The sequence below is a fragment of the Roseofilum capinflatum BLCC-M114 genome (assembly GCF_030068505.1).
GTDB classification, from domain to species: Bacteria; Cyanobacteriota; Cyanobacteriia; order Cyanobacteriales; family Desertifilaceae; genus Roseofilum; species Roseofilum capinflatum.
Genome location: NZ_JAQOSO010000055.1, coordinates 109,912 through 136,419, shown reverse-complemented (window position 1 = coordinate 136,419; position 26,508 = coordinate 109,912). Strand labels below are relative to the sequence as shown.

General features: G+C 45.9%; 22 protein-coding genes and 1 tRNA gene. 16 read left to right on the top strand and 7 right to left on the bottom strand.

Annotated elements, in window-relative coordinates; genetic code table 11:
• Positions 1-41: 41 nt before the first annotated feature.
• The gene (gene rimO, locus PMG25_RS10205; RefSeq protein ID WP_283766795.1) at positions 42-1,364 is read right to left on the bottom strand and encodes a 30S ribosomal protein S12 methylthiotransferase RimO; all 1,323 of its coding nucleotides are present in this window, start codon (positions 1,362-1,364) and stop codon (positions 42-44) included.
• A gap of 406 nt (positions 1,365-1,770) precedes the next feature.
• Here rimO and PMG25_RS10200 point away from each other — a divergent pair, with 406 nt between their 5' ends.
• Together PMG25_RS10200 and PMG25_RS10195 are read left to right on the top strand one after the other, a co-directional pair.
• Complete coding sequence (locus PMG25_RS10200; protein ID WP_347178800.1) at positions 1,771-2,454, top strand: Crp/Fnr family transcriptional regulator; 684 nt, start codon at positions 1,771-1,773, stop codon at positions 2,452-2,454.
• A gap of 42 nt (positions 2,455-2,496) precedes the next feature.
• Positions 2,497-4,302: a M61 family metallopeptidase gene (locus PMG25_RS10195; protein ID WP_283766793.1), complete on the top strand. Its 1,806-nt coding sequence runs from the start codon at positions 2,497-2,499 to the stop codon at positions 4,300-4,302.
• 10 nt (positions 4,303-4,312) lie between these two features.
• Here the strand turns inward: PMG25_RS10195 and PMG25_RS10190 are convergent, their stop codons facing one another.
• Positions 4,313-5,572: a flavoprotein gene (locus PMG25_RS10190; RefSeq protein WP_283766792.1), complete on the bottom strand. Its 1,260-nt coding sequence runs from the start codon at positions 5,570-5,572 to the stop codon at positions 4,313-4,315.
• A 166-nt stretch (positions 5,573-5,738) separates the two neighbouring features.
• On the opposite strand from PMG25_RS10190, the gene hemB reads away from it, so the two are divergent.
• The 13 genes from hemB to PMG25_RS10125 all read left to right on the top strand — a co-directional run bounded on the left by hemB (position 5,739) and on the right by PMG25_RS10125 (position 19,301).
• Positions 5,739-6,722, top strand: a complete 984-nt coding sequence (gene hemB, locus PMG25_RS10185) for a porphobilinogen synthase (protein ID WP_283766791.1) — start codon at positions 5,739-5,741, stop codon at positions 6,720-6,722.
• Between the two features lie 60 nt (positions 6,723-6,782).
• Positions 6,783-7,880, top strand: a complete 1,098-nt coding sequence (gene cax / locus PMG25_RS10180; RefSeq protein ID WP_283766790.1) for a calcium/proton exchanger — start codon at positions 6,783-6,785, stop codon at positions 7,878-7,880.
• Between the two features lie 275 nt (positions 7,881-8,155).
• Positions 8,156-10,567, top strand: coding sequence for a hybrid sensor histidine kinase/response regulator (locus tag PMG25_RS10175; protein WP_283766789.1), 2,412 nt, complete (start codon positions 8,156-8,158; stop codon positions 10,565-10,567).
• Complete coding sequence (locus tag PMG25_RS10170; protein ID WP_283766788.1) at positions 10,564-11,937, top strand: hybrid sensor histidine kinase/response regulator; 1,374 nt, start codon at positions 10,564-10,566, stop codon at positions 11,935-11,937. Before PMG25_RS10175 ends, PMG25_RS10170 begins: the two co-directional genes overlap by 4 nt.
• A 78-nt stretch (positions 11,938-12,015) precedes the next feature.
• A complete protein-coding gene (gene minC, locus PMG25_RS10165) occupies positions 12,016-12,954 on the top strand; it encodes a septum site-determining protein MinC (protein ID WP_283766787.1) in 939 nt (312 codons plus the stop codon).
• A gap of 52 nt (positions 12,955-13,006) precedes the next feature.
• Positions 13,007-13,762: a sulfotransferase-like domain-containing protein gene (locus PMG25_RS10160; protein WP_283766786.1), complete on the top strand. Its 756-nt coding sequence runs from the start codon at positions 13,007-13,009 to the stop codon at positions 13,760-13,762.
• 32 nt (positions 13,763-13,794) lie between these two features.
• On the top strand, positions 13,795-15,057 hold the full coding sequence (locus PMG25_RS10155) for a DUF3326 domain-containing protein (RefSeq protein ID WP_283766785.1): 1,263 nt from the start codon (positions 13,795-13,797) through the stop codon (positions 15,055-15,057).
• A 2-nt stretch (positions 15,058-15,059) separates the two neighbouring features.
• Positions 15,060-15,932, top strand: a complete 873-nt coding sequence (locus PMG25_RS10150; protein ID WP_283766784.1) for a hypothetical protein — start codon at positions 15,060-15,062, stop codon at positions 15,930-15,932.
• A 293-nt stretch (positions 15,933-16,225) separates the two neighbouring features.
• The gene (gene minD, locus PMG25_RS10145; RefSeq protein ID WP_283766783.1) at positions 16,226-17,032 is read left to right on the top strand and encodes a septum site-determining protein MinD; all 807 of its coding nucleotides are present in this window, start codon (positions 16,226-16,228) and stop codon (positions 17,030-17,032) included.
• A 57-nt stretch (positions 17,033-17,089) separates the two neighbouring features.
• Complete coding sequence (minE, locus tag PMG25_RS10140) at positions 17,090-17,653, top strand: cell division topological specificity factor MinE (RefSeq protein WP_283766782.1); 564 nt, start codon at positions 17,090-17,092, stop codon at positions 17,651-17,653.
• A gap of 32 nt (positions 17,654-17,685) precedes the next feature.
• Positions 17,686-18,111: a (2Fe-2S) ferredoxin domain-containing protein gene (locus PMG25_RS10135; protein WP_283766781.1), complete on the top strand. Its 426-nt coding sequence runs from the start codon at positions 17,686-17,688 to the stop codon at positions 18,109-18,111.
• A gap of 295 nt (positions 18,112-18,406) precedes the next feature.
• Positions 18,407-19,045, top strand: coding sequence for a response regulator transcription factor (locus tag PMG25_RS10130; protein ID WP_283766780.1), 639 nt, complete (start codon positions 18,407-18,409; stop codon positions 19,043-19,045).
• A 183-nt stretch (positions 19,046-19,228) separates the two neighbouring features.
• Positions 19,229-19,301: transfer RNA gene (locus PMG25_RS10125), tRNA-Thr, on the top strand.
• 120 nt (positions 19,302-19,421) lie between these two features.
• Here the strand turns inward: PMG25_RS10125 and PMG25_RS10120 are convergent.
• Positions 19,422-20,126: a YdcF family protein gene (locus tag PMG25_RS10120; RefSeq protein WP_283766779.1), complete on the bottom strand. Its 705-nt coding sequence runs from the start codon at positions 20,124-20,126 to the stop codon at positions 19,422-19,424.
• Between the two features lie 312 nt (positions 20,127-20,438).
• On the opposite strand from PMG25_RS10120, the gene ctpB reads away from it, so the two are divergent.
• Positions 20,439-21,743, top strand: coding sequence for a carboxyl-terminal processing protease CtpB (gene ctpB / locus PMG25_RS10115; RefSeq protein WP_283766778.1), 1,305 nt, complete (start codon positions 20,439-20,441; stop codon positions 21,741-21,743).
• Positions 21,744-21,780: 37 nt separating this feature from the next.
• On the opposite strand, the gene PMG25_RS10110 is transcribed toward ctpB, so the two are convergent.
• The 4 genes from PMG25_RS10110 to PMG25_RS10095 all read right to left on the bottom strand — a co-directional run bounded on the left by PMG25_RS10110 (position 21,781) and on the right by PMG25_RS10095 (position 26,307).
• The gene (locus tag PMG25_RS10110) at positions 21,781-23,346 is read right to left on the bottom strand and encodes an inorganic phosphate transporter (RefSeq protein ID WP_283766777.1); all 1,566 of its coding nucleotides are present in this window, start codon (positions 23,344-23,346) and stop codon (positions 21,781-21,783) included.
• A 15-nt stretch (positions 23,347-23,361) separates the two neighbouring features.
• Positions 23,362-24,024 (bottom strand): DUF47 domain-containing protein, encoded by a 663-nt coding sequence (locus PMG25_RS10105; RefSeq protein WP_283766776.1) that lies wholly within the window; start codon positions 24,022-24,024, stop codon positions 23,362-23,364.
• A 303-nt stretch (positions 24,025-24,327) separates the two neighbouring features.
• Positions 24,328-25,113: an MORN repeat-containing protein gene (locus PMG25_RS10100; protein WP_283766775.1), complete on the bottom strand. Its 786-nt coding sequence runs from the start codon at positions 25,111-25,113 to the stop codon at positions 24,328-24,330.
• Positions 25,114-25,125: 12 nt separating this feature from the next.
• Positions 25,126-26,307 (bottom strand): hypothetical protein, encoded by a 1,182-nt coding sequence (locus tag PMG25_RS10095; protein ID WP_283766774.1) that lies wholly within the window; start codon positions 26,305-26,307, stop codon positions 25,126-25,128.
• Between the last annotated feature and the right edge of the window lie 201 nt (positions 26,308-26,508).

Below are 26,508 nucleotides of genomic sequence, written 5' to 3'. Positions count from 1 at the left end.
GCAGGACAGCGAGGGGTATTGAGTGTAGCTAAAGTACAGCTCTAAATTCGATCGCCATAGAGGTCATAAGCATCCGCATCTGTAATCTTGACCCAAATCAGCTTTCCTAGGGGCTCCGAATTGTCTTGAGGTCTGACATACACTACGCCATCGACTTCTGGAGCAAATCGGGCCGAGCGACCGATTAAATCTTGGGTGTCTGGGAAAGTTCCTTCCACCAGTACCTGGACTCTTTTGCCAATTTCGGCCTGATTTCGCTTGAGGGAAATGGGTTGTTGTCGCTCCATGAGTTGATTGCGACGCTGTTCTTTGACCGGTTCCGGAACCGGGTTTTCAAAGCGAGAAGCGGGGGCTTCTTCTTCGGGAGAGAAGGCAAATACGCCGACATGATCGAATTGATGACGCTCTACAAAGTCACACAAGTGATCGAAGTGGGTTTGGGTTTCACCGGGAAACCCGACAATAAAGGTCGTTCGGAAGACTCCATTGGGGATCGCTTGTTTCAGGTTCTCGATGATTTGATCGTTAACCTGACCTTGCCAAGGGCGATTCATGGCCCGAAGGATATCGGGATGGGAGTGTTGCAGAGGTAAATCGAGATAGGGCAGGATATTGGGGGTGTCTTGGATGGCGGCAATCACCTCTGGGGTAAAGCCGGTGGGATAGGTATAATGCATCCGTATCCAAGGAATATCCACCTGTCCGAGCGCTCTGAGGAGTTGAGCCAGTGCTGGCTTTCCATAGAGGTCAGCTCCGTAATTGGTGGTAATTTGGGAGATCAAGACCAGTTCTTGAACCCCTTCCTCCGCTAACCGGTGGGCTTCAGCAACGATGGATTCGATGGGGCGCGATCGCTGCTTTCCACGCAGGTGGGGAATAATGCAAAACGCGCATTTATAATCGCATCCTTCGGCAATTCTCAGATAGGCCACCCCTTCGGTTGTTGTCCGATAACGGGGGGTTTGGTGGTCGGCGATGTAGGTGGGGTTGCTGGAAACGGCGATCGGGCGATCGCCTCCTTGTACCCGTTCCATCACCTCTACGATTTTCTGATAATCTCCTGTTCCTACCACCGCTACCGCTTCCGGTAGGGCATCCAGGAGGTCTTGTTGATAGTGTTGGGCCATACAGCCCGTTATCACAATTTTTTTATCCGCCTCTGCGAGTTCGACGAGGGTTTGAACCGATTCTTGTCGAGACTGTTGGATAAAACTACAGGTGTTAACAATGACATAATCGGCTAACTCTTCGTTTGAATCAACGCCGTAGCCTGCTTCAACGAGCAAACCGAGCATATGTTCGGTGTCGATTCGGTTTTTTTCACAGCCCAAGTGGGCGATCGCGATTGTTGGCTTATTGCCCATGGAGTTTTTCAATCAGTGGATCACAGGATTTAGATCAGCTACACAAGGCTACAACAGCTTTGCTGCTCTCTCTAACCAGTTGATAATGCACCGCTTTCGTGCCGTTTGATCCACTCAAGAGGTAGTCCTCGGCAATTCACGGTGACTTTAACGATTATCCTAGCGCAAATTTGAAGTTTTGCAACATTCCTAAACATTTTCATTGGATCTGGGCGGCTCTTTCTCCTCTATTCCGTCGTGTCCTACTGCCCACCAACCGATAGAATTAACGTAGGATAGAACGATTAGGACTCGGAGCAGCTCTAGCCAAACTCAGCCCATCCGAAATCTTCTCTATCCTGTACTTCCCCAACCCTGGGCCGACCTCTAACCCCTTCTGTTAAGCTTAATGCCAACGCCTTTCATGTTGACTACTGAAGAATTTAGTGAACGATTTCCCCTATTCAATACCGCTAACCCGGAGACCCTCGATCGCCTATTGTCCATTGCCCAAGAACATGAATATCCTGCCCAACGAGCGGTGTTAATGGAAGACGCTTGGGGAAATGCGGTGTTTTTCATTGTCTCTGGTTGGGTCAAAGTCCGCCGTCTCTCCGATAAGAACGACATGACGATCGCCATCCTCGGCCCGGGCAACTTTTTTGGCGAAATGGCGATTTTAGATGAATCTCCCCGCTCTACCGATGTGATTGCCCTCTCTCCCGTTACCCTAGTGAGCGTCTCGGCCCAACGTTTTATTCAAGCTCTGTTTAATGATTCCCAGCTCCATCATCGCATGTTGCAGTTAATGGTTCGCCGTCTGCGTCAAAATAATGTCCGCTTTCAACTGCGAAACCAACCACCCGCCGTTAAACTGGCTAATACCTTGGTGCGGTTAGCCGAAGATTATGGCACGGATACCCAGCAAGGGGTAGTCATTTTTAATGCAGACTTTCAAGATTTGGCGGATGTCTCCGATATTGGCTTACAGGAAACTCAGAAAATCATGGAAAAGCTGCAAGAAAAAAAATGGATTGCGATCGATCTCGATGAAAATCGTCTGTTTTTAATTAACAAAAAACAACTCAAGCACTTAGCCGGCATGGGTTAAATTAATCTCCTGATGTCTATTATTATCTGCTCTTAAATCATCATGACTCAAGTCGCTGTTCCTCAACCTACCCTGTCTAACGATCCTCAAGTGGCGATCGCCTATCAAGTCGCCATGCCCCAACCCAGTAATCACCTCTATGAAGTGACCCTACGCATTTCCGGTTGGCAAGCTGACCAACTCGATCTCCTCTTTCCCGTGTGGAGTCCCGGCTCTTACCTCGTCCGGGAATACGCTAAAAATCTACAAGACTTTCAAGTTCATGACTCAGAAGCCAACCCTTTAGTTTATCACAAACAAAGTAAAAATCACTGGCAAATTAACACCCAAAACACTTCAGAAATCCTCATTTTTTATCGCATCTATGCCAATGAACTCACCGTTCGCACCAGCCATTTAGATGCCTCCCATGGCTACTTTAACGGCACTTGCCTATTTTTCCAAGTTCTAGGAATAGAGCAAACCCCTATTACCGTGAAAATCATCCTTCCGGATACCACTTGGAACATTAGCACCGCCCTGCCCAAAGTTCCAGGGAAAAGTACCACCTTTCAAGCCAAAAACTTCGATCACCTGGTGGATAGTCCCTTTGAAATAGGCACTCATGCCATCTATTATTTCCAAACCCTTAATAAAAGCCATGAATTAGCCGTTTGGGGTCAAAGCAATCTAGAACCAGAAAGAGCCATTAATGATATAGAAAAAATCATCCAAGTCGAATCAGAACTCTTTGGCGGACTCCCCTACGATCGCTATCTGTTCATCCTCCACCTGGCTCGCAGTCGCGGCGGTTTGGAACACAAAGACTCCTGTTCCTTAATTTTCGACCGCTTCAGTTTCCGCGATCGCGACAAATACGCCTCCTTCATGCAACTGGTTGCCCATGAATTTTTCCACCTCTGGAACGTCAAACGCCTGCGTCCTATCGGTCTAGAAACCTATGACTATACCCAAGAAAACTACACTTCATCCCTATGGTTTTGTGAAGGGGCAACCTCCTACTATGATATGATCATTCCCCTGCGAGCCGGAATTTATGATGCCCGCCATTTCTTGAACGAACTGAGCAAAGAAATCACCCGCTATCAAAACACCCCAGGGCGTTGGATTCAACCCCTGCACGAATCCAGTTTTGACGCTTGGATTAAGCTCTATCGCTCCGATGCCAACAGTCGCAATAACCAGATCTCCTACTACCTCAAAGGCGAGTTGGTATCCTTCATCCTCGATCTGATGATTCGCGCTCACCATCAAAATCGGCGATCGTTCGATGATATCATGATACAAATGTGGGAAAAATTCGGCAAAACCGAAACCGGTTATACCCCAGAGCAACTGCAAGACACCATCGAATCCATTGCCCATATTCCCCTAGAAACATTCTTCCATACCGCCCTAGATACCACTCAAGATTTGGAATTCAACACCTATCTAAAACCTTTTGGTTTACAACTCAAAGCTGAGATAAAATCCCCTGATGTTCCCCACTTAGGCATCACCGTCAAATCTGAACACGGAAACAATATCGTTAAATATGTAGAACTTCATTCTCCTGCCTATAACGTAGGCATTGATGCCGGAGATCAACTCTTAGCCTTAGACGGGTTGCGCGTCAGTGCAGACGACCTCAATCACCGCTTAAAAGACTATAATCCAGGAGATTCTATTACCCTAACCCTCTTCCATGGGGATCAACTCAAAACCCTAACCGTCACCCTAGCCCAACCCAAGCCCACCTCCTATTATCTGACCCCCTTACCCAACCCTTCATCCCTGCAACAGAAAAACTTTGAAGGATGGTTAGGAGTCTCTTTGAAAGCCGTTTTTAGTAACGGAGGAAAAGAGTAATATCAAATCCTCAAATGTTTGCTACATTGATGAATTCTTCTAAGCGATCGCCGATCGCTCTGGCAATCCCTTCTTTACCCATCATCTTTTCTGGTGCATAATCCTCTGAGACCCAATAGGCAACTTGTTCGCCGTTCTCACCCATCTCTTCTCCGCGATTGGCCACCACTGCATTATACCCCTGTGCGAGTCTCTGTTGGGCAATGCCCATCAATTCTTCATGACTGACTTGTTCCTGATATTTGAACGTCACCATATACAAGTCTGGGAACTGCGCCCGTACCCGTTCAATCACTTTAGCCGTGGGCACTAATTTCAGGGACTGCATTGCCCCACCACTGGGAATTTTACCCGGTAATACCTGCTCCGGTTGATAATCAGCAACGGCCGCGGAAAAGATAGCAAAAATATAGGGAGTTTCCTGTAACTGTTCTAAAACCAATTGGGCATACTGTTCATAGGTTTGAGCGAGTTCATAGGGTAAATAGGGAGGTGGGGTATCACCACCAGTTCCTAGTATTAACTGGACTTCCGCCCCTCGTAAATATAGTTCTTCGGTGATTTTGATGCTTAATGTGCCGCGAAAGCGATTGGTGATTCGGCGAATATTATCAATAGGTACGGGAGTCGGGCCGCCGGTCACTAAAACAGGAATTCCTTTTAAGCGAGAAGAACTGATTAAACGAGAAACCGCCGTAACAATCGAGCGCAAATCCGGTAAGTTATCTTTGCCATAAGCTTGTTTGGGGGGCATAATTTCTACACCCCAGCGCTGTAATTGCTGTAGAGATTCGGTTAAAATTCGATTGTGTAAACTGCCGTGCATCGTCGGCACAATTAGAATTTTGGTTTGTCCCTGTTCCAGTTTCCCTAATGCAGACGCGAGGGTAGAGGTGATGACTCCATCGGCGATACCATAGCGCATTTTATTAATCGTATTGTAGGTCGCAGGAGCAACGACATAGGCATCAAAAGGGGCTTCATCGCTGAGATGTTCGGCAGCCGCCGTCAGTTTGGTAATGACTCGATGGGTGGTACTCCATTCGAGGCTGTCGAGGGTGGTATAGCGTAGGGCTTCCGTAGAGGTAAAGGCGACAACTTCTGCCCCTTCGCGCCTAAGTTCCCTGGCTAATAAGGGGGCTTTAAGGGCAGCAATACTGCCGGTAATCAGTAGAGCAATCCGTTTTCCTTGTAGATGGGTTCCATGTAGGGGAACTTCGCGATCGCCTAATTCAGAGGAGGGAGGTGGAGTGAAATACCAAGGTTCCATATCAGAAGGGTAATGGGTAATAGGTCATATTTTGCTTGAGGTTTGCGTCCCCTAACATTACAAAACATTGAGAAAAATGGCTCGGATGTAAAGGGGGATCGGCGATCGCTATACAATACTCAAATACTCTTAATTGATTTAGATACTCGTCGATCAATCCCTAACTATGTTTCCCATTCATCGCCCTCGCCGCCTTCGTAACTCTGCCACTTTGCGCCGCATGGTGCAAGAAAATGTAGTCACCACTAATGATTTGATTTATCCGTTGTTTGCGCTGCCGGGTGAAGGAGTCGCCAAGGAAGTGCGATCGATGCCCGGTGTGTATCAGCTCTCGGTAGATAAAATTGTAGACGAAGCCAAAGAAGTCTACGATCTCGGTATTCCCGCCATTATCCTGTTTGGCATTCCTGAAACCAAAGATATCGATGCAACCGGCGCTTGGCATGATTGTGGGATGATCCAAAAAGCCGCCACAGCAGTCAAAGAAGCAGTTCCCGATCTAGTGGTCATTGCAGACACTTGTTTATGTGAGTATACCAGTCATGGCCATTGTGGATATTTAGAAGTGGGAGATCTGACCGGACGGGTTTTAAACGATCCCACCTTAGAATTATTGAAAAAAACCGCCGTATCCCAAGCCAAAGCCGGAGCCGACGTGATTGCCCCATCAGGAATGATGGATGGGTTTGTCCAAGCCATTCGAGCCGGGTTAGATGAAGCCGGGTTTGAAGAGATCCCGATCTTATCCTATGCAGCTAAGTATGCTTCCTCCTATTATGGCCCCTTCCGAGATGCAGCAGAGTCTTCCCCCCAATTTGGCGATCGCCGCACCTATCAAATGGACCCAGCCAATAGTCGGGAAGCCATCAAGGAAATTGACCTAGATATAGCTGAAGGCGCAGACATGCTAATGGTCAAACCCGCCTTAGCCTACATGGATGTCATCTGGCAAGTTAAACAAGCCTCCAATCTCCCCGTCGCCGCTTACAACGTCTCTGGAGAATATTCCATGGTCAAAGCGGCTGCCCTGAATGACTGGATTGATGAAAAGCGGGTAGTTATGGAAACCCTAACCAGCTTCAAGCGTGCCGGTGCAGATCTGATCTTGACCTATCACGCTAAAGACGCTGCCCGGTGGCTTCAAGGCTAATTACCGACAGTTTGAGAAAATGCGGGTAGCATGAGTGAGTGTAAACCTGGTTCACTCACCATGTCCAAAACGAATATCATCATTTCGCTATTCTTAATCTTTGTACCGATCTCGATCGCCGGCCATTTTCTCGAATGGGGATCGACAACCATCTTTATCACGGCTGCTTTAGCCATTATCCCCCTAGCCGCTTGGATGGGCATCGCCACAGAAGAAATTGCTGTGGTTCTCGGGCCCAATTTGGGAGGATTGATGAATGCCACCTTCGGTAATGCCACTGAATTAATTATTGGTTTGGTCGCCTTAAAAGCCGGCTTAGTCAGCGTTGTCAAAGCCAGTATTACCGGCTCCATCATCAGTAACCTGCTCCTGGTGATGGGGTTTGCCATGTTTTTAGGCGGCATTCGCTATAAGGAGCAAAATTTTACCTCAGTTGTGGCACGTCTAAATGCCTCAGCCATGAACCTAGCGGTAATTGCCATCTTGGTTCCCACCGCAGTCGATGTCACCTCAGATGGGATCGCCGAATCCACCATGCAAACCCTATCCGGTGCAGTCTCCATCGTTTTAATTGTGGTCTACTTGCTCACCCTACTCTTTTCCATGAAAACCCATTCCTATCTCTATGATGTAGGCTTGGCAGAAAATGAGGAGGAAGGAGAAGAAGAACCCCACGAAAAGCCCAATCTGGTCTTGTGGAGCGTGGTGCTGCTGGTTGCTACGGTAGTGGTGGCCGTCGAATCAGAACTGTTAGTGGATTCTTTGGAAGAGGCGACCTCTTATTTAGGCTTAACGGCTCTGTTTACCGGGGTAATTTTGGTTCCCATTATTGGTAATGCGGCTGAACATGCTACCGCCGTCACCGTCGCCATGAAGAATAAGATGGAATTATCCGTTTCTGTGGCTATGGGATCGAGTTTGCAAATTGCCCTATTTGTGGCTCCGGTGTTGGTGTTAGCAGGAGTATTTTTTCACCAACCCATGGATCTCGATTTTAATCCCTTTGAATTAGTCGCCGTGGTTGTAGCCGTTTTACTGGCCAATTCCGTCAGCTCTGATGGTCGTTCTGATTGGTTGGAAGGCTCCCTATTATTGGCAACCTATATTGTTTTAGGGTTGGCGTTCTTCTTCCATCCGGCGATCGAAGGATTAGGTTAAAATCCTTTTTTGACCGTAGGGTGGGCAAGCCAATTAGGGCACATTCTCAATTCTCTGATTAGACCTTGCCCACCGGTTAGGTACTAGATAACCCACCTAACACGGAGATTGGTGTTTAGAGTTGTTTTTCCGGGCTTTATATAGATAATTTTTTGCTATAATTCAAGAAAGATCTAGTATTTTTGTGGTCTATATTTTTATACTTGTTTTACCCATAAGGCTCTGCATCCTTAGCCCGATCGCCTACCTCACCTCCCTCCCCCCTCCACTTTAACATGAAAATTCCCAATTTAAAACTCAGTGAATTTGCTGCCAAAGACCCGACTTTAGCTCAAAACGAAACAGATAGTTTATCCGACAGCCTGCTGTTAAAAATCATTGTTGGCATCACGACTTTAGGAGTCAGTATGGCAACTTACTACAGCTATCAAGTCTTGCGAAATTCTTACCTGGAAAGCTTAAAGCAAAACGCGATCTTGGAAGTGCAGGGAGGAGTAGATGAAGTCGATAAATGGCTGGCGACCCAAAAAGCGGAAACGGCTGCGATCGCGGCTAGTCCAACCTTGCAGACGATGGATTGGTCTCAAGTCGAACCCTATTTGCAAGCAGAAGAGACCCGGTTAAAAGACTTTTTCTACTTTGCAATGGTCAATCCCGATGGTTCCTATTACAATACCAAAGTTGGATTCGCTAAGGGTAAGAACCTCAAAGATCGCAAGCACATTAAGATGGCGATGGCCGGGACAACTTACGTTTCCGATCCGGTTCCTGCTCGCACACTCAATGACACAACCATCGTAGTTGTCACCGCTCCAGTTTGGTCATTAAATCCTGAAGAGAAAACCCCCATCGGTGTCACCAGTGGGATTATGTCTTTAGAACAAGTCACTAATGTTGTTAGTGGTCTAAACTATGGAAACGGTAGTTATGCATTTGCTCTCAATGCAGAAGGAGAACCGATTATTTATGCGGGCGATCGCGTAGAAGAAGTCGAAGAAAAGGAAGAAAACCAAGATTTCCAACGCCTCAGTCAACAAATACTGAGAAAAGAACGGGGCATTGAAGGGATGCAAATCGATGGCAAAAAGGTTTATATCGCCCATGTCCCCATCACAGAAGCCGACTGGTCGATCGCCCTCGTTATTCCCCGCGAAAATATCGAATCTCAACTCAGACCCCTAGAGATAATCGCCTTAGTCGTAGCTGGACTAACCATCCTCACCATCGCCATCCTGCAACAAGTACAACGCTTCAAGCAACGGCAGCTACAACGTTCCAAAGAAGCAGCAGATGCAGCCAACCAAGCTAAAAGCGCCTTCATCGCCAACATGAGCCACGAGTTGCGAAGCCCCCTCAACGCCATCCTCGGCTTTACTCAAATCATGACCCGCTCTCAAACCCTACCCAAAGAGCATCAAGAAAGCGTCAGCATCATCAACCGCAGTGGCGAACACCTGCTCACCTTAATTAACAACGTCCTTGATCTCTCCAAAATCGAAGCTGGGCGCGTCACACTCAACCCAAAAAACTTCGACCTCCACCGCCTCCTGGATGACATCCACGATATGTTCCAACTCAAAGCCGCAGATAAAGGCTTACACTTATCCTTAGAACCAGCCCCCAATCTCCCCCGCTACATTCGCACCGATGAAGTGAAACTGCGCCAAATCCTAATTAACCTGATTAACAACGCCCTCAAATTTACCCAACAAGGGGGCATCTGTGTCAGAAGTCAAAGCATGAATAACTCTAAAATTGCCTTTGAAGTGGAAGATACAGGCCCAGGCATCGCCCCAGAAGATCTCAAGACACTCTTTGAAGCGTTTAGTCAAACTGAAAGCGGGAAGCAATCCCAAGAAGGAACCGGTTTGGGATTATCGATCAGTCGCCAATTCGTTCAAGTGATGGGGGGCGAAATGCACGTTAGTTCCACGCTGGGCAAAGGAACGATATTTACCTTTGAGATTGCCTACGAAGAAGTAGAAGCGACTGAAATAGAAAATCAGCAAGTTAACCAACGCCGGATTATCGGGTTGGAGCCAGACCAACCTCGCTATCGCATCCTCATCGTTGATGATAAATCGATTAATCGGCAATTGCTCGTCAAACTCCTGAATCCTTTAGGTTTCGAGCTGAATGAAGCGAGTAACGGCAAAGAAGCAGTAGAAATGTGCGAGCAATGGCAACCGCACTTAATCTGGATGGATATGCGGATGCCGGTGATGAATGGATTTGAAGCGACTCAAAAGATTAAAGCGACTACCGCAGGACAAGCGACAGCAATCATTGCATTAACAGCCAGTGTCTTAGAAGAGGAACGAGCAGTCGTTGTATCTGCTGGATGCGATGATTTCTTGCGTAAACCGTTTCGCGAAGATGATATTTTCAAGATGATGGAGCAGCATTTAGGGGTGCGCTATGTTTATGAAGATTTAACTCAGTCACAGCAGGAGAATCTCCAGGAAGCAGAGGTATTAAGTTCGGAAAATATACTCGCTTTTCCCCCTGAAGTGTTGGTTCAATTACGGAGGGCAGTAGTCAGCGCCAATAAGCGAGAAATGGCGACAGTAGTTGAGGCAATTGCCAAAGAAAATACTGCTTTAGCGGAGGCGATCGCTAGTTGTTGCCATAATTTTGAATATGATAAAATTTTAAACCTGATCCCCCAGGATAGAACTGAACTATGAACAATGAGAATTTACCCCTAGGTCAAATTGCTGTGGTTGACGATACGGTAGCTAACTTGCATCTACTTTGTAATTTGTTGGAGAATGCGGGTTATGATGTGCGTCCTTTTCCTAGGGGTAAACTCGCTCTTGAGGGAATTGCTTATTCTCTCCCAGATTTAGTGTTGCTTGATATCCAGATGCCAGAAATTAATGGCTATGAAGTCTGTGAGAAACTGAAGGCTGACGAATTAACTGAAAATATTCCTGTAATTTTTATTAGTGCCTTAAATGAAACCTTTGATAAGGTAAAAGCTTTTGAAGTGGGTGGGGTAGATTATATTAGCAAGCCATTTCAAGCAGAGGAGGTTTTGGCACGGGTGGAAACTCATCTAAACCTGTACCAAATGAAGAAAAAATTACAAGAAACGAATGTCATTCAAGCAGAAACAATTGTTGAACAAAATATTGAGCTTCGACAACTTAATCAATCGTTAGAGGAAGCAAATAAAGTATTGCAGAATCAATATAAGGAATTACAAAAGACTCAATTACAACTCATTAAAACTGAAAAAATGTCAACTCTGGGTGGTTTGGTAGCAGGGGTGGCACACGAAATTAATAATCCCTTGAATTTTATCCAAGGTAATCTTAAGTATGCCCTGGGATATGTTGACGATTTACTGGGTCATTTATCGATCTATCAAGAGCAATGTTCACCGACACCTGAAATTGAAGAAAATGCTGAAGAAATAGAATTGGATTTTTTGACTGAAGACCTTCCTAAACTGATCAAATCTATGGTAGATGGGGTAAAGCGTATTGAAAAGATTAGTAAATCTTTGCGAACCTTGTCTCGCACAGATACTGATAAGGAAACTGAATTTGATCTACACGAAGGACTCGATAGTACGCTGTTAATCCTAAAGTATCGCCTCAAAGCTAACGAACACCGCCCGGCTATCGAAATTGTCAAAAACTATGGGGATATCCCCGCAATTAAATGCTATGCTGGGCAAATCAATCAAGTGTTTATGAATCTCTTGGCTAATGCGATTGATGCCCTGGATGAAAGTAATGCGGGCAAAACATTTGCAGAAATCAAAAACGCCCCGAATCGCATTACCCTAACCACAAAAATAAACGAAGATCGGAAGAGTCTTATGGTCGGAATTGCTGACAATGGAATAGGAATGCCAGGAGAAGTAAAAGCACGCATTTTCGAGCAAGGATTTACGACTAAGAAAGTTGGCAAAGGGACGGGTTTGGGAATGGCGATCGCGCACCAAATTGTGGTCAAAACCCACGGAGGCAGCCTGGAAGTCCACTCCCAACTCGGTAAAGGAACACAGTTCTGCATTCATTTGCCCCTCCAAGATCGCCCTCATTGATAGCAGGGACTTTTGACGATGACTAGCACCTAGGGCTATATAATGCTCTAAAAAGCCATGCCGAGAGTGCGATCGCTCATGCCTGAATCTTCTGTTTCTCCCGCTTCCTTAACGTTTGCTGTTAGCTTAGATGACCCAACTCCAGAAGAAACCCCAGATCAACCGGTTGATCCGATGCCTTCAGAAGCACCTGTAAGCCAAGATGAGGCTCAACCAGAAGGGGATCATCCTCCGGATGCGGAACTTGATGGCCAAGAAATGCCACCGGAAAAGCAACAGTTGAAAGATATTCCGGTGCGCTTGAAGTCCCAAGGCTCCCATTTTTGTCTGGTTTTACCGCCAGAGGGAGAATTAAGCTGTACTTGGACGGAGTTGTTTCAACAGATTCAGGTGTTGCTCAAGGGGAGCGATCGCCTGCGAGAATCGAATGTACCCGTTCATTTAATCGCTCAAGATCGCTTGTTGGATATGCGCCAATTGCAGGCGATCGCCGATATCCTCAAACAATCTAAGCTTGAGTTAGAACAAGTCGAAACCCAACGCCGCCAAACTGCCGTGGCTGCTGCCACTTCCGGCTATTCGGTGCAACAAGTAACGCGCACCGATCCCCTCAAGTCGGCTCCCTCCCAACCCCTACAACTGCAAGAAGAACCCCTCTATCTGCATACCACCTTGCGATCGGGGGTAGAAATTCGCCATAAAGGAACCGTCATTATCCAAGGAGATGTCAATCCCGGAGCCTCTGTTGTCGCTGATGGCGATATCCTGGTTTGGGGAAGACTGCGAGGTGTGGCCCATGCCGGGGCGATCGGGAACCCCGAATGTGTGATCATGGCCTTAGACATGGAACCGACTCAAGTGCGGATCGCCGGTCAAGTCGCCAGAGCGCCTCAACATTCCTTACCCAAACCCTATCCAGAAGTCGCCTACGCCACCCCCGAAGGCATTCGCATTGCTGGAGCCATGGAGTTTCAGAAAGTCCGTCAAGCTCTAGCCGATGAACAACCCGAAGTTTAACCCCATCTGTTAAAACCCTAAACTGCCTTGCTATAATCAACCGATTAATAATATGGTCAAAAAAGTTAGCCCCAAAAAGCACATTGCTATGTGGACTTGTGCCAGAAGCCGCTCCACACTGATGACGCGAGCTTTTCAGCAATTAGATGGGTGTGTGGTTTTTGATGAGCCATTGTATCCTCCTTATCTGGCCACACAAGAAGTTGACCATCCCCATAGATCGGAGATTATTGAACATTACGAAACAGATTATCAAAAGGTTATCCTAAAAATAACTGGTGATTTACCACAAGGAGCCAGTTTTTCATTTCAAAAACATACAGCCAATAATCTTCCTAAAAATCTTGATTTAGACTGGTTGTTGAATTTTGAAAACTTCTTTTTAATCAGGCATCCTCGCGAAATTATCGCTTCTAGACAAAATGTATATCATTATCCAAAAGACTTCACTTTAGAGGAAATTGGATTAGAAGACCTGTATAATCTTTTCAGAAGGCTTCAGAAATGGACGGGAAAAGATCCCTTAGTAGTGGATTCGACTGACCTTATCAAAAATCCTCGCAAGGTTTTACAGGCATTATGCACTCACCTTGGTCGAGATTATTCCGATCGCATGTTAACTTGGGAGAGTGGAATCAGAGAGACTGACCCACTATGGGCAAAAAGTTGGTATACAACAATTGTTAATTCAAGTGGGTTTATTCCTTTCACTCAGCAAGAGATAACCTTGCCCAAATATTTAAGTTCTATTACTGAAAAATGTTTACCTTTTTATGATAAACTATATGAGTACCGTATAGTCCTCTAAATAAATGGTTAGAAAGAACAGAACCTCATTTTATGATTAAGAACAAACAATATCGCATCAATAAGTCTGAAATTCCGGATAATATGCCATGGGTTGATGTCATAAAAAAAGTCATTGGTAAAAATGTGATTCGGTGGTACATCAGCAAAATAGAAGAGGAGTATATTGCTATTGAAGCCACCCTATACACTGATAATTTCTCTGAACTCAATCAATCGGTAGAAGCAGAATATTATCCACAGAAAAGTGTAGTAATTAATCTGGTTCCAACGGGGATTGGTTGTAGTATAGGTGGCTATGCTGGTGATGCGACACCAACCGCTAACTTATTAGCCACGACAGTTGATTATTTAGTGACTAACCCCAATACGGTGAATGCTTCCAATTTCATCAATTTAAAGGAGAATGTTGTCTATGCGGAAGGACATTCCATTGATTTGTTTTCTCAAGGAATGGTTAATTTTTATCTTCCTTATGCTAATACAGTTGGACTAATTATTGAAAAATCAGAAAGTTGGAAAATTGATATTCTGTTCAATATTATCAATGCCATTCGAGCGATTTATGGTGTTAATATTATAGATCCTATCATTACAGATGAACGGATTTACAGTCGATGTATTCAGAATGAGGTTGGAGCATTTGTTGGCACTGTAGATAATCCAGAAGTGCTATTGAATGCCAGTCAAGAACTGATTCAAAAGGGCGCTAATGCTATAGCGGTTACAACCAATGTTCAAGATCTCCCTTCTGAAATGTATGCTAGACATTTTAGGGGTGAATGTCCTAATCCAGTAGGTGGCGTTGAAGCAATTATTTCTCACCTCATAATGAAAAAATTCAAAATACCAGTCGCTCACGCTCCATTGATGAACATTAAAGATTTAGATTTGAAAGAAAATGTTGTTGATGCGAGAGGGGCAGGGGAGATGGCATCTACCAGTGGTTTAGCTTGTATCTTAGTTGGATTACACAAAGCTCCACAAATTAAGATACAAACCAACACTCGCATAGCTGATATTGTTAATGTTAATAATGTTTTGGCAGTGGTTATCCCTGCAACTTGTTTAGGCGGTGTGCCAGTTTTACAAGCACAAAAATACAATATACCTGTGATTGCAGTTCATGAAAACCAGACCATTTTAGATATATCTCAGTCGAAACTTAAATTAAATAATGTAATTGAAGTTACGAGTTATGCTGAAGCTGCTGGAATAATATTAGCACTGAAAAATGGGATCAATTTAGCCAGCCTATCTAGACCCTTAGAAACGTTCCTTTTCAAAGAAAAATAATTATGGATATTAGCGAGAAAAAAGATTGGTCAGGAGTTTATACTCACGTAACTCCAGTCCCCTATTTGAAAATGGTGTCTGAACAAGAGTATCAAGTTCCTAGCTATGCGCTAAACTATCTCAAGCCTTTGGTGAAAAAACTATATAGCGAACTTAAACGTCCAATCAACATTGTAGATATTGGAGCATCTTATGGCATTATTTCTAGTCTTTTACTTCATGATTTGAGGCTAGAGGATTTAATTGATTTTTTTGTTGAAAAAGAAAATAAAACATGGGATGAAATAGAATCATTTTATGCCTATCAAAAAGTTCGTCACACAGAATATCGATTTTATGTGGCCGATAGCTCTAAACCGGCAATGGATTTTTCAGAACAGGTGAATTTGTGTGAAAAATCTTATTGCTTTGATATGAAAAATGAAGAAATTCCGGAAGACTTTAAACAGGTTGTTGCTCAAGCCGATCTGTTTATAGCAACTGGTTCTCTTGCCTATATTGGTGAATATTTCTTTGAGCAAGTCTTTCCAATCATATCGGCTCAAAAAAATAGTCCATTATTTGCTTTTGTGATCTATAGAGCTTTTTATTCCAATTCAATTGAAAAGGTGTTTGGAGATCACGAATACACTCTTTTAAGGAGTGATTTTATTTTGAAAAAAGGGAGGAGATTTGCAAGTCAATCAGAACAAGAAAAAACTCTTCACTATCTGGGTGAACAGAATGTAGATACAGTTGGATTGGAACAAGAAGGATATTATGCTGGTGAATTTCACCTTGGTGTACCCAATTTTCAAAAAGAAAGTCTAGACCATTGGTTAAAAGAAATTTCCAGTAATATGATTGAGAAAGTGGTTATTCATGAACCAGCTTGAACAGAATAGGCGGTGCTTAGATCCATAAGGGGATAGTGAAAAATAACAGGACAAATAACCCATAGCCAACCCTGATAAAATATAATGTTCTATAAATCAATACCAAAAGGGCGATCGCTCATGCCTGATTCTTCTATATCTCCCGCATCCTTAAGGTTTGCTGTCAGCTTAGATGCAGCTCCTCCAGAGGAGACCCTGGATCAACCGGTTCATAAAGTTTAATCAACTCTGTTAAAACCCTAAACTGCCTTGCTATAATCAACAGCCGTGACCCTGCCAAAGAAATCGCCATCATGAGCCGTATTATCGTCGTTACATCAGGAAAGGGAGGAGTAGGTAAAACCACCTGCACCGCTAATTTAGGAATGGCTCTGGCTCAACGGGGACGACGAGTCGTCCTAGTTGATGCCGATTTTGGCTTGAGGAATTTGGATCTGCTCCTCGGTTTAGAAAACCGGATTGTCTATACCGCAGTGGAAGTGATTGCGGGAGAGTGCCGCTTAGAACAAGCCTTAGTCCGAGATAAGCGTCAGTCGAAGTTGGTGCTATTACCAGCAGCTCAAAATCGCACCAAAGATGCCATTACTCCCGATCAGATGGCTAAGTTGATTCATCGCTTGAGTCCCAGCTTTGATTATGTGATCGTCGATTGTCCGGCCGGGATTGAAATGGGGTTCCAAAATGCGATCGCCGCAGCACAAGAAGCCGTGATTGTCACCACCCCCGAAATTGCGGCTGTACGGGATGCTGACCGGGTGATTGGTCTGTTGGAAGCTAACAGTATTCGTAAAATTCGCTTAATTGTCAATCGCATTCGCCCCAACATGGTGGAAGCCAATGACATGATGTCGGTTCAGGATGTTCAGGAAATTCTCGCCATTCCCCTCTTGGGGATTATTCCCGATGATGAACGGGTGATTGTCTCTACTAACCGAGGGGAACCCCTGGTACTATCTGGTGCTGGAGAGTCCTCTTTACCAGGAATGGCCTACGGTAATATTGCTCGCCGTCTGGAAGGGGAAAAAGTCCCCTTTCTCGATTTGGCTCCCCCCCAAGGAAATTTCTTCAGCCGCTTGTTTCAGATGTTCCGCAAGGGATGAGCAGCGTGAATCCCCACTCCCCACTCCCCACTCCCTACTCCCCACTCCCTACTCCCTATGTTAAACAATCTTCTAGAACGCTTTCTTCCCTGGAAAACTCGCCCGTCTAGTCGTGAGGAGGTTAAACAGCGCTTGAAGTTGGTGCTGGCTTATGACCGAGCGGGGATTAGTCCAGGAATGCTCAATGCCATGCGGGATGATATTGTGGCGGTGCTGTCTCGCTATGTGGAGATTGATGACGAACAATTGGAGTTTGCCATAGAAAATAGCGATCGCACTACAGCTTTGATTGCTAATTTTCCCATTCGCCGGATTAAAAAGACGGCTGAACCGGAAGTTTCTTCCTCAGAAGAAGAAAAAGAAGAAGAAGAAGAGAACCTCTCCACCTCTCCCCCTGAACCAGAATCGGCTGAAGAATCAGCTCCAGAATTAGAGGAGCTATTTGTCGAAGATGCCCCCCTAGAATCTTCTCAACCTTCTCCGAGTGCATCAGCTCCAGGAAAAAAGGAGGAACAGGCGATCGACTCTTCTGCACCCTCTGAACCCACGGAATCCCTTAAAAAAACAGATTTACCCCCGAAATCTAGCCAAAAACAACGAAAATTGCCCAAATCTGAGTAAGATAAAGTCAATCGTTTTACTTTGTCTTACGAATGAACTTGGAATCTGATGCACAAAAACCCACTTGTGACTCCTTACGTGCTTGTGTCAAGGCACTGGGTCTAGCTCAGATTGAGCGCCATATCTTCATTTGCGCGGATCAGAGCGTTCCTAAATGTTGCGATCGCCAACAGAGTCTTGAATCTTGGAATTATCTCAAAACTCGCTTAAAAGAGTTGAAGTTAGATCGGCCCACCCCAGACCAGCCGACCAGTATTTTTCGCTCTAAGAGTCATTGCCTACGAGTTTGCCAAAACGGCCCCATTCTCGTAGTTTATCCGGATGGAGTTTGGTATCATAGCTGCACTCCAGACGTGATCGAGCAGATTATCATGCAGCACCTCCTAGGAAATCAGGTCGTTGAAGACTATGCCTTCCTCGTCCATCCCTTGCCAAATTTATCCGTAATTTCATCATGATTTTTCAGGAAATTCGGAGAGCCAGAGGAAAAAATCAGTGAATTCCGCATAAAAATCATTGGATCATTCGATTGTTTCCGCAAAAGTACGCTATAATCAAGAAAATCCACTGAGCTAATATCAGTATATTCACCAAAAACACTTAATCTGATCCTCAGTTCTCCAATCTCGGAGAAATCTCAGGTTTTTTGGGACAAGGCAGAAACTCAAACGTTCTTCCTATTGATTTCCTGAAAATAGAGGAATATACTGAATCAATAGTAGTTGATAATGAACTGAATGAGGTTATACGGATATGACAACTGACCAAAAGCAATTACTCCTGATTGACGACGACCCTAACCTAATTCTGTTGGTGCAGGATTACTTAGAATTCCGGGGATACGAAGTGACAACAGCCGAAAACGGACAAAAAGCCCTCGACATCTTACAGCAACAAACTCCAGATATGATCATCTGTGATGTGATGATGCCGGAAATGGATGGTTATGAGTTTGTGCAAAAAGTCCGAGAAAATGAGCAAACCGCCTGGATTCCCGTTCTGTTTTTATCCGCTAAAGGCCAAAGTCAAGACCGGGTGAAAGGCTTGAGCAAAGGCGCTGATGTCTATATGGTTAAACCCTTTGAACCCGAAGAACTCGTCGCTCAAGTTGAATCTTCCCTCAAACAGGCTTCCCGGATGATGCATTATCCCTACAAAGGGAATAATAGTGAAGTTAATTTCCCCAAAGTCCCTGAAGATGTCACCTTAACGCCTACGGAGCGCAAAGTGGTACAAAAAGTGGCTCAAGGCAGTTCTAATCGCGAGATTGCCGAGATCTTAAATGTGAGTCAACGCACTGTAGAAAGCCATGTCTCTAATATGTTGGGTAAAACTAACTTGCACAACCGCACCGAGTTAGCTCGTTGGGCTATGGAAAATAATCTCGCTTAGGAGCGGCAATTAGGCTAACCGAATTGAATGATAAGGGTTGCATCTTTACTTAATTTAGGTTTTCATCTCCATTGCCCAGTCTGAAACTATAGCTCTACTCCTCCAAACCACCTTTGGACACTGATCAGATTAGGGAGTGACAAGGAGATCTAATTTCTGATATACTACTCTAGGCATGAGTCTGCTGGTGTAACTCAGTTGGTAGAGTAGCTGATTTGTAATCAGCCTGTCAGGAGTTCGAGTCTCCTCACCAGCTTTTCCCTCTATCTCTTGACTATGAAATGAGGCCGGTTTTAGGTTCGCTTTCACAATGGATAGATTGCGGAGATGTTCCAGATAGGAGAATGGAGTCTTTTGATTGGCTGCCCATCCCTACTTAAGGCATATTTTTAAAGATATGGCGTAAATCCCATTGATATTCGCAGCTATATCCTTTCTCTATCCATTCTTGTACATCAGAGTCTACCAGGCGATACAATTGGTCGCAACTGGGTTGATAAAATTGGCTGATTCCTGCCCACATGAAACTGCGAATCACATCTAATGCGGTCTTCAAACCTGATTCTGTATTGCCAGGAATGCCTTTTTCTTGGACGGTATAAGTCTCCATCCAAATGCCATGACTACCGAGGATAATTTGTCCTAACCATTGGGCGCGGGGGAGATGGCGAGCTGAGGTGATCATTTGCACGTGGTGAACGCCCCAGTTTTTAAGAATGGGTAACGTATAGTAAAAGTTTTCAAAGGTGGAATTGGCGCAGCGCTCTAACCAGACTTGATTTTGGGGGGCAGCATTGGTTTCAAATAGGCGTACAATACAAGGATCGTCGGCCCCTTGGGAAATTAAAATGGGAATGTTGGGATGATTTTTGGCTACTTGCGTCATATATACTTCCCGGCGAATGCTACCTCCTAGCATTAAATAGACATCGAGGGGAGATTGGGACGCAGCCGAGAGGTTTTGGAAGGTGGCGATCGCCCACCCACTGCCAACGACTATACTTAGGCTAAGGACGATTAACGCGCCTAACCGCAACCAACGACGCAGCACAGGAGACCCCAGGAGCGTCCACATCTTCATGACTACCTCCAGATAATGGGCTAGGGATGCGATTCTGAGTATAGGATCTGAGTATAGGCGATCGCCATTTTCCTTAGTGGATGTAAAGTTATGTTATGTTCACTGGCCTAACTTGGGGAAAAGTGGCACACAATAGGGAAAGTGAGCTATTCGTCTTGAAGTAGAATCAAAGAGCTTCCTTGAGTATCTTGCATTCTTCGATCGACTCAGTATTCCTGCCCCGTGCATCAAGTGCATCAGTTGAGGGATAAAACTGAAGATAAAAACTCAATAGGACAGCTCACTCTCTAACCTCGATCGCGGCTAATCCCAATGAACTGGTATAAAAACTGCTTAAAACCACTTCAGATTGCGTTGCTCACGGGTACACTGACCACGACAGCAACCCTATCTTTACTCGGTACAGCCTGGTGTCAATCAGTCCGTGCAGCCCTACAGGATAGTCCCAAAGCAATTGTGGATGAAACCTGGCAAATTGTAAACCGTGAGTATGTAGACCCCAATTTTAATCAAGTGGATTGGTTAAAGGTGCGAGAGGAACTCCTCGATCGCCAGTATACCAGCCCCAACCAAGCCTATCGAGCCATTCGCGCGGCCCTAGAACAGCTCAACGACCCCTATACCCGTTTTCTTGACCCCAACCAATTTAAGCGGCTCACCGAGCAAACCTCTGGAGAGTTATCCGGGGTGGGCATTTCCTTAGAAATTCATCCCCAAACCCGCCGATTAACCGTGATTCAACCCTATGATAAATCCCCAGCCTTCAAAGCGGGGATTCTCCCTGGAGATATCATTTTAGCCATTGATGGCCAGTCTACGGAGGGCATGTCTTTGCAAACAGCCAGCCAACTGATTCGAGGCGATGTAGGCAGTACGGTAACCCTGAAATTAACCCGGCCGGGATGGGGCCCCTTTGAGTTAGAGGTGGTGCGAGCTACGGTGGAAGTGCCTTCTGTTAACCATGAAGTGAAACAAGAAGGGGCTTTACGAGTGGGTTATATTCGCTTAGATGAGTTTAGCTCCCATGCGGCCGAACAAATGGAGCGCTCGATTAAAGATTTAGAGCATCAAAATGTGGATGGGTTTGTGCTAGATTTGCGCGGTAACCCAGGGGGATTATTAGAATCGAGTATTGAAATTGCTCGTATGTGGCTCGATAGTGGGGCGATTGTCAGTACCATTGACCGTAATGGTAATCGGGAGTTTGTGCGAGCGAATCGTACCGCCTTAACGAAACGTCCCTTAGCGGTTTTAGTGGATCAAAAATCTGCCAGTTCCAGTGAGATTCTGACCGGCGCTCTGCAAGATAATCATCGGGCTAAGATAGTGGGAACCAAAACCTTTGGTAAAGCCTTGGTGCAAGCGGTTCATTCCCTCTCTGATGGCTCTGGATTAGCGGTTACGGTTGCCCATTATTACACGCCCAAGGGAACGGATATTAGTAAAATGGGGATTACGCCTGATGTGGCGATCGAGTTGAGTCAGCGAGATCAACGGCGCTTGGTGCAAAATGCCCGTTTGCGAGCTACATCTTCCGATCCCCATTATACGCAGGCGATCGCCTCTTTAACGGCTCAATTGTCTCCGAAACCCTTAGCGACCACGTTTGAAGAGTGATTTAATCCTCATTTTTAACTGTAGGGGTTAACGGCCGTTAACCCCTACTTATTTTTGGGGTTATAAACAGTTTTTCTAGATAAAGAAATTGGTCGTCTAAATGCTCTTCTCCCGGTTGTTTTTGCCAGGCGGTGGTTTGCACTCCTAGAGCTTGCTGAAGTTCCCATTTATAGTCAAAGGATTGACCGGTTAATCGCTCAATGGCTGAGAATTGCTCTGGAGTTAAGGCTTGAGAATCAATCTTGTTAATTGCTTCTGGAGTAATGTGCATAGGATAGAGTTCTGCGGCTGCTATGACCTGGGATTCTTGTTCTGGGGTTAAGCTGGCTACCCGTCTTAAGGCGCTGCGGAAATTAACGGGTTTAGTCAGGGTTTGACCCTCTAAGGGGGCAATTTTTTCAGTGGGTACACCTTCTTTTTGCAGGTACATTAACACGGGTTGAGAGAGGCGAAACTCGATTTCCTCATATACGGGTTGATTGAAAACATTTTGCACAATAAAGAGGAGGATAATACTGATTAAAGTGGCGATCGCCGGAGTCGAAACCCAACCCGACCCAATTTCCCCTAACACCCGCCAACGAATTTGCCGCACCCCTCGCATTCCTTGCAAGAGTCCAATACCAATCACTGCACCAATCACCGCTTGGGAACTCGACACCGGAATCAGGGGAATGGGGGGCAGTCCCAGGTTAATAAACGTTTGTTGTAATTCCGTTGAAGAGAACACAAATAAGACCAAAGAATGGGCAACCACCACCACAAACGCAGCAATAGGGGATAACTTCATTAAACTCCCGCCCACCGTCATCATTACCCCTTTAGAATAAGTATAGACCCCGATCGCAATGGCTATGCCTCCCAGAAGAAATAATTGTTGGGTTGAACTCACGCGCACCGTCTCCCCTAAATGAAATTCGGTAAACGGAGAGGAGGGAATAAACACCCCCATCACATTACCAATATTATTCGCGCCCAAGGCATAGGAACCGAAAATTCCCGCTAAAATCAACCCCCAACGGGTATATAAATCCAATTGCAATAAATGGGGTTTAACTTGATTAATAATACTGACAAGCAAGCGATATAAAATCGCCGCAAATATCGCCCCTAAAACTGGACAAGCCACCCAAGTTAGGGCAATTTTCGATAAGACCCCTAAATCCGTAATTGCACCACTAAAGAGATTCCAGCCAATAATCGCCCCTACCACCGCTTGAGAGGTAGACACCGGTAGACCCAACTGAGTCATCCACAACACCGTCATAGCGGCAGATAATGCCACCGTGAACGCCCCCGGCAGGGCATTTAAAGATCCCAGTTCTCCCAAGCCTCCGGCAGCTCCTGCGCCCCCAATAACCGCCCCTAATATCACAAACACGCTGCATAGAAACGCAGCAGTGGAAAAACGAATCATGCGACTGCCAACCGCAGTCCCGAAGACATTAGCAGCATCATTCGCACCGAGAGACCATCCTAAGAATAGTCCACTAGAGAGGAAAATAAAAACGGCGATCGCATCCATGAATGAGTAATGGGTAATGGGTAATGGGGAATGGGGAATAGGGAATGGGGAATAGGGAATGGGGAATCCTGCCCCCACCAATATTTGGGGGCCCTATAAAGCTCGTTTAATGGCATAAATAGATAACTTATCAGCCACATCTTCCGATGCATCGGCTAATGCATCGATCACATCAATCACATCTCGCAATTGAGTTTTATGAGCCAAGGGTAAAACCGAGCGAAAGATTCCCCGTTTGAGGCGAAAGGAAATTTGATCCGCTTCTGCTTCGTAAACTCGGACTTTATAGGCATAGTCGCGCACAGTTCTGGGGTCGCGGAAAAAGGCGCGAGAGGTGAGAACAATGGTTTCTAAACACTGAACTCCCATGGAAACCAATTGCTTAAAATCACTATGATAGGGTGTGGGAATAATCGGTTCTTCAATCATTAAGTTTTGGAAATTATCCCCAATTAAGCCAATGAGATAATATAAGGCTTCGAGCAAGCTTAATACATCTCCCCGTGCATCGGGAATGAGCATTTCGGTGTAGAGTTCGGACTCAATTTCCCGGCGCAAGGTATTACAGCGATGTTTAACTTGGTTGATTTGTTGCATTTTTTCTTCACAGCCTGGGGTTAGGGCTTCGGTCTCTAGGTATAGTACCATACCCATCTCAAAGTACATTCCCCCTTCGGAGAGGCGATCGAAAAATTCATTCAGTTGATTTTCGATGAATTTCGTTTTACCAAACAGGGGGAGTGATGAGTGATTCATAGCCGCTAAAATCTTACTCCTCTAGAGCAGTCCAACAAGGTTGGCAACTATTCTTGCACAACCGGTTTAATGGTCTCAACATCTACCCCTCAATAGGTGAATGTGACTCCCCTCAAATCAGGCAATCAGATGTAGTGCGAGCATCTTGCTCGCTGCTTCCTCAGCGTAGGGTGGGTTAGGCGGCTAAAACCTAGACTCTGACAGCAATCTATCAATCCGCCGTAACCCACCATTTTAGGGTTGTCACGGCACTACTGGGGTGACTGCTCTGTTGATGTCTCCAATAAAAGCCCTATCTCAAGGTTAATTCACGAACGCGCCATCCCGGAAGCGTCCAGAGGTACGCTGACCATTGGGAGCAATGAGAACACCTTGCCCATGGGGAATGCCGCCGCGTAATTCTCCTTCGTATCTCGTGCCATCGGGGAAGAGGCATTGAACTCTGGCATCGAGAGATTGATTAAAAAACCGACCTTGGCAACGGGTTCCATCCGGACGAACCAGGATACCTTGACCTAAAATTTCCCCCTGGAAAAATTCCCCTTGATAGCGGCTGCCATCAGGGAAAATAAACACTCCTCGACCATTGGGGCGGCTGGTTTGTCTGGTGGGATTTCCAGGCACTGGAAAAAGTTCTAAGCTTCCTTGGTAAACTTCACCAGTAGAGAATACAATTTTACCGGGTCTATTGGCTGTACCGGTTAACGTTCCATTTTGAAAAACTCCTTCAAATCGGGTATCATCTTCTCGTATCAAAACTCCTTGCCCATGGGGTTGACCATTAAGAAAATTGCCTTCATAGCGGTTGCCACCAAAAAAGATATAAACGCCTACACCATGGGGTTTACCGTTGAGAAACTGACCTTGATAGCGATCGCCATTAGAATAAGTACATTTGACTTGTCCCGTAGGCACATTCGGCACACAATCAGGAATCAGTTCTTCATCTGTCCCTAATTGCCCTCCTCCTGTTTGAGGATTGGGAGGAGTATCAGATTGAGCCTTAGCCACATAGGGTTTACCTCCAAAGGCAATGAATACGGCTAAGAAAATTAGACTTAAATAAAGTTTGAGATTGAACTTTTGCATAAGTTTTCTCTTTTATTCTGCTTCTTCTACTTCTATATCTTGAATTTCCACTCTAATCTGCTCTGGCGGATAGCCGCGAGTATTTGAGATAGCCCCATCAATGAATCCCTGTTGACCCGGCTTTAAACTCGCACTAGGGCCAGCTAGAGAGGTTTCAGTAATTAAAGTACCATCTGTTGCTTCCAGCCGTATGCTTATCCTTGTTACCCGAAGAAGTTTGTCTGTTGTATTAGTGACTCGTCCGCTAATATCACCAAAATCCAATCTCAACTCACTGATCTTAATCCCCTTAATAGTTGTATCCCCAGGGTCGCCGCCCGCAGGTGGCTCAGGCATGGCAATTTCGGGTAAAGGAGCAGCACCGACTGCACGAGCCACTTCTTGCCCAAACTCTTCTAAAATCACCACCGGTTCCGCCGGGGTATAAACATCAATATTTTTCACATACACCGAACCGCCACCAATATACTCCCCGACTCCTACATACTGACTGTCTTCACCAGGGGATTTCACGATCGCCTTAACCGTCTGTCCCACTTGTACCACTGCCGACACTTCCACCGCCCTAGCCGTATTCGGAGGGGGCGGCCCCGGATCGAATGGCGCTTGAGGCACTACCGGTTGAAACCTCGGATCTACTCCTAAATTCGGGGGCGGTTCCACTTGTGGCAGTTCCGGAATCGACAAAGGGGCAATACTCGGAATCGGAGGCGCTGGTGCTGGTGCTACCCCTCCATTTCCGCCACCACCTGCCGGCGGAGCAGGAGGGGGGGGCGTTTCAATTGCAATGGGCGGAATGCCCCCAGCCGGGCCGCCGTTGCCTGCGCCACCATTTTCCGAGCCACCGGTAATAATAATTCCTGGAGGGTTAAACGGGTCTTTCTGCCCTGCGGTTTGGTCTGCTGACTGGGCCCGCTCTTCGGGATTGGTCGATTGTTGTAGAGCCGATTGGGGAGGAGGAGGGGGTGAAGGTGCTTCCGCTTCCGCTTCCTCTTCCTCTTCTGGAAACACTTCCGGTGGCGCTTCTTCTGCTGGCGCTTCCCCTTCCGTAGGTGTGGTTTGGGGGGCAGTGGCTACCGGTTCTTCGGGGGGCGCTTCTGTGGCAGGATCTTCTCCTCCCCCCCCAATCAAACCACAACTGCCTAACCCTAGGGTTAAGACACTCAGGAAGATAACTAGGAATGATGGACGCATGGAAACCCCCCACAATTAGCACGATTAGCTGGCGATTCAGTTACTGGGTCAATGGTACTGCTATTTTAGGCTGATTTTTAGTGAATGACCAATTCTAGCTTGCCCTCTCCCTTTTATGTCCGCTTTGCGGAAAATCCCTCTCCCGTGGGAGAGGGACTTCTGCTCCCCTTCTCCCTTCGACTTCGCTCAGGGCAGCGCCCG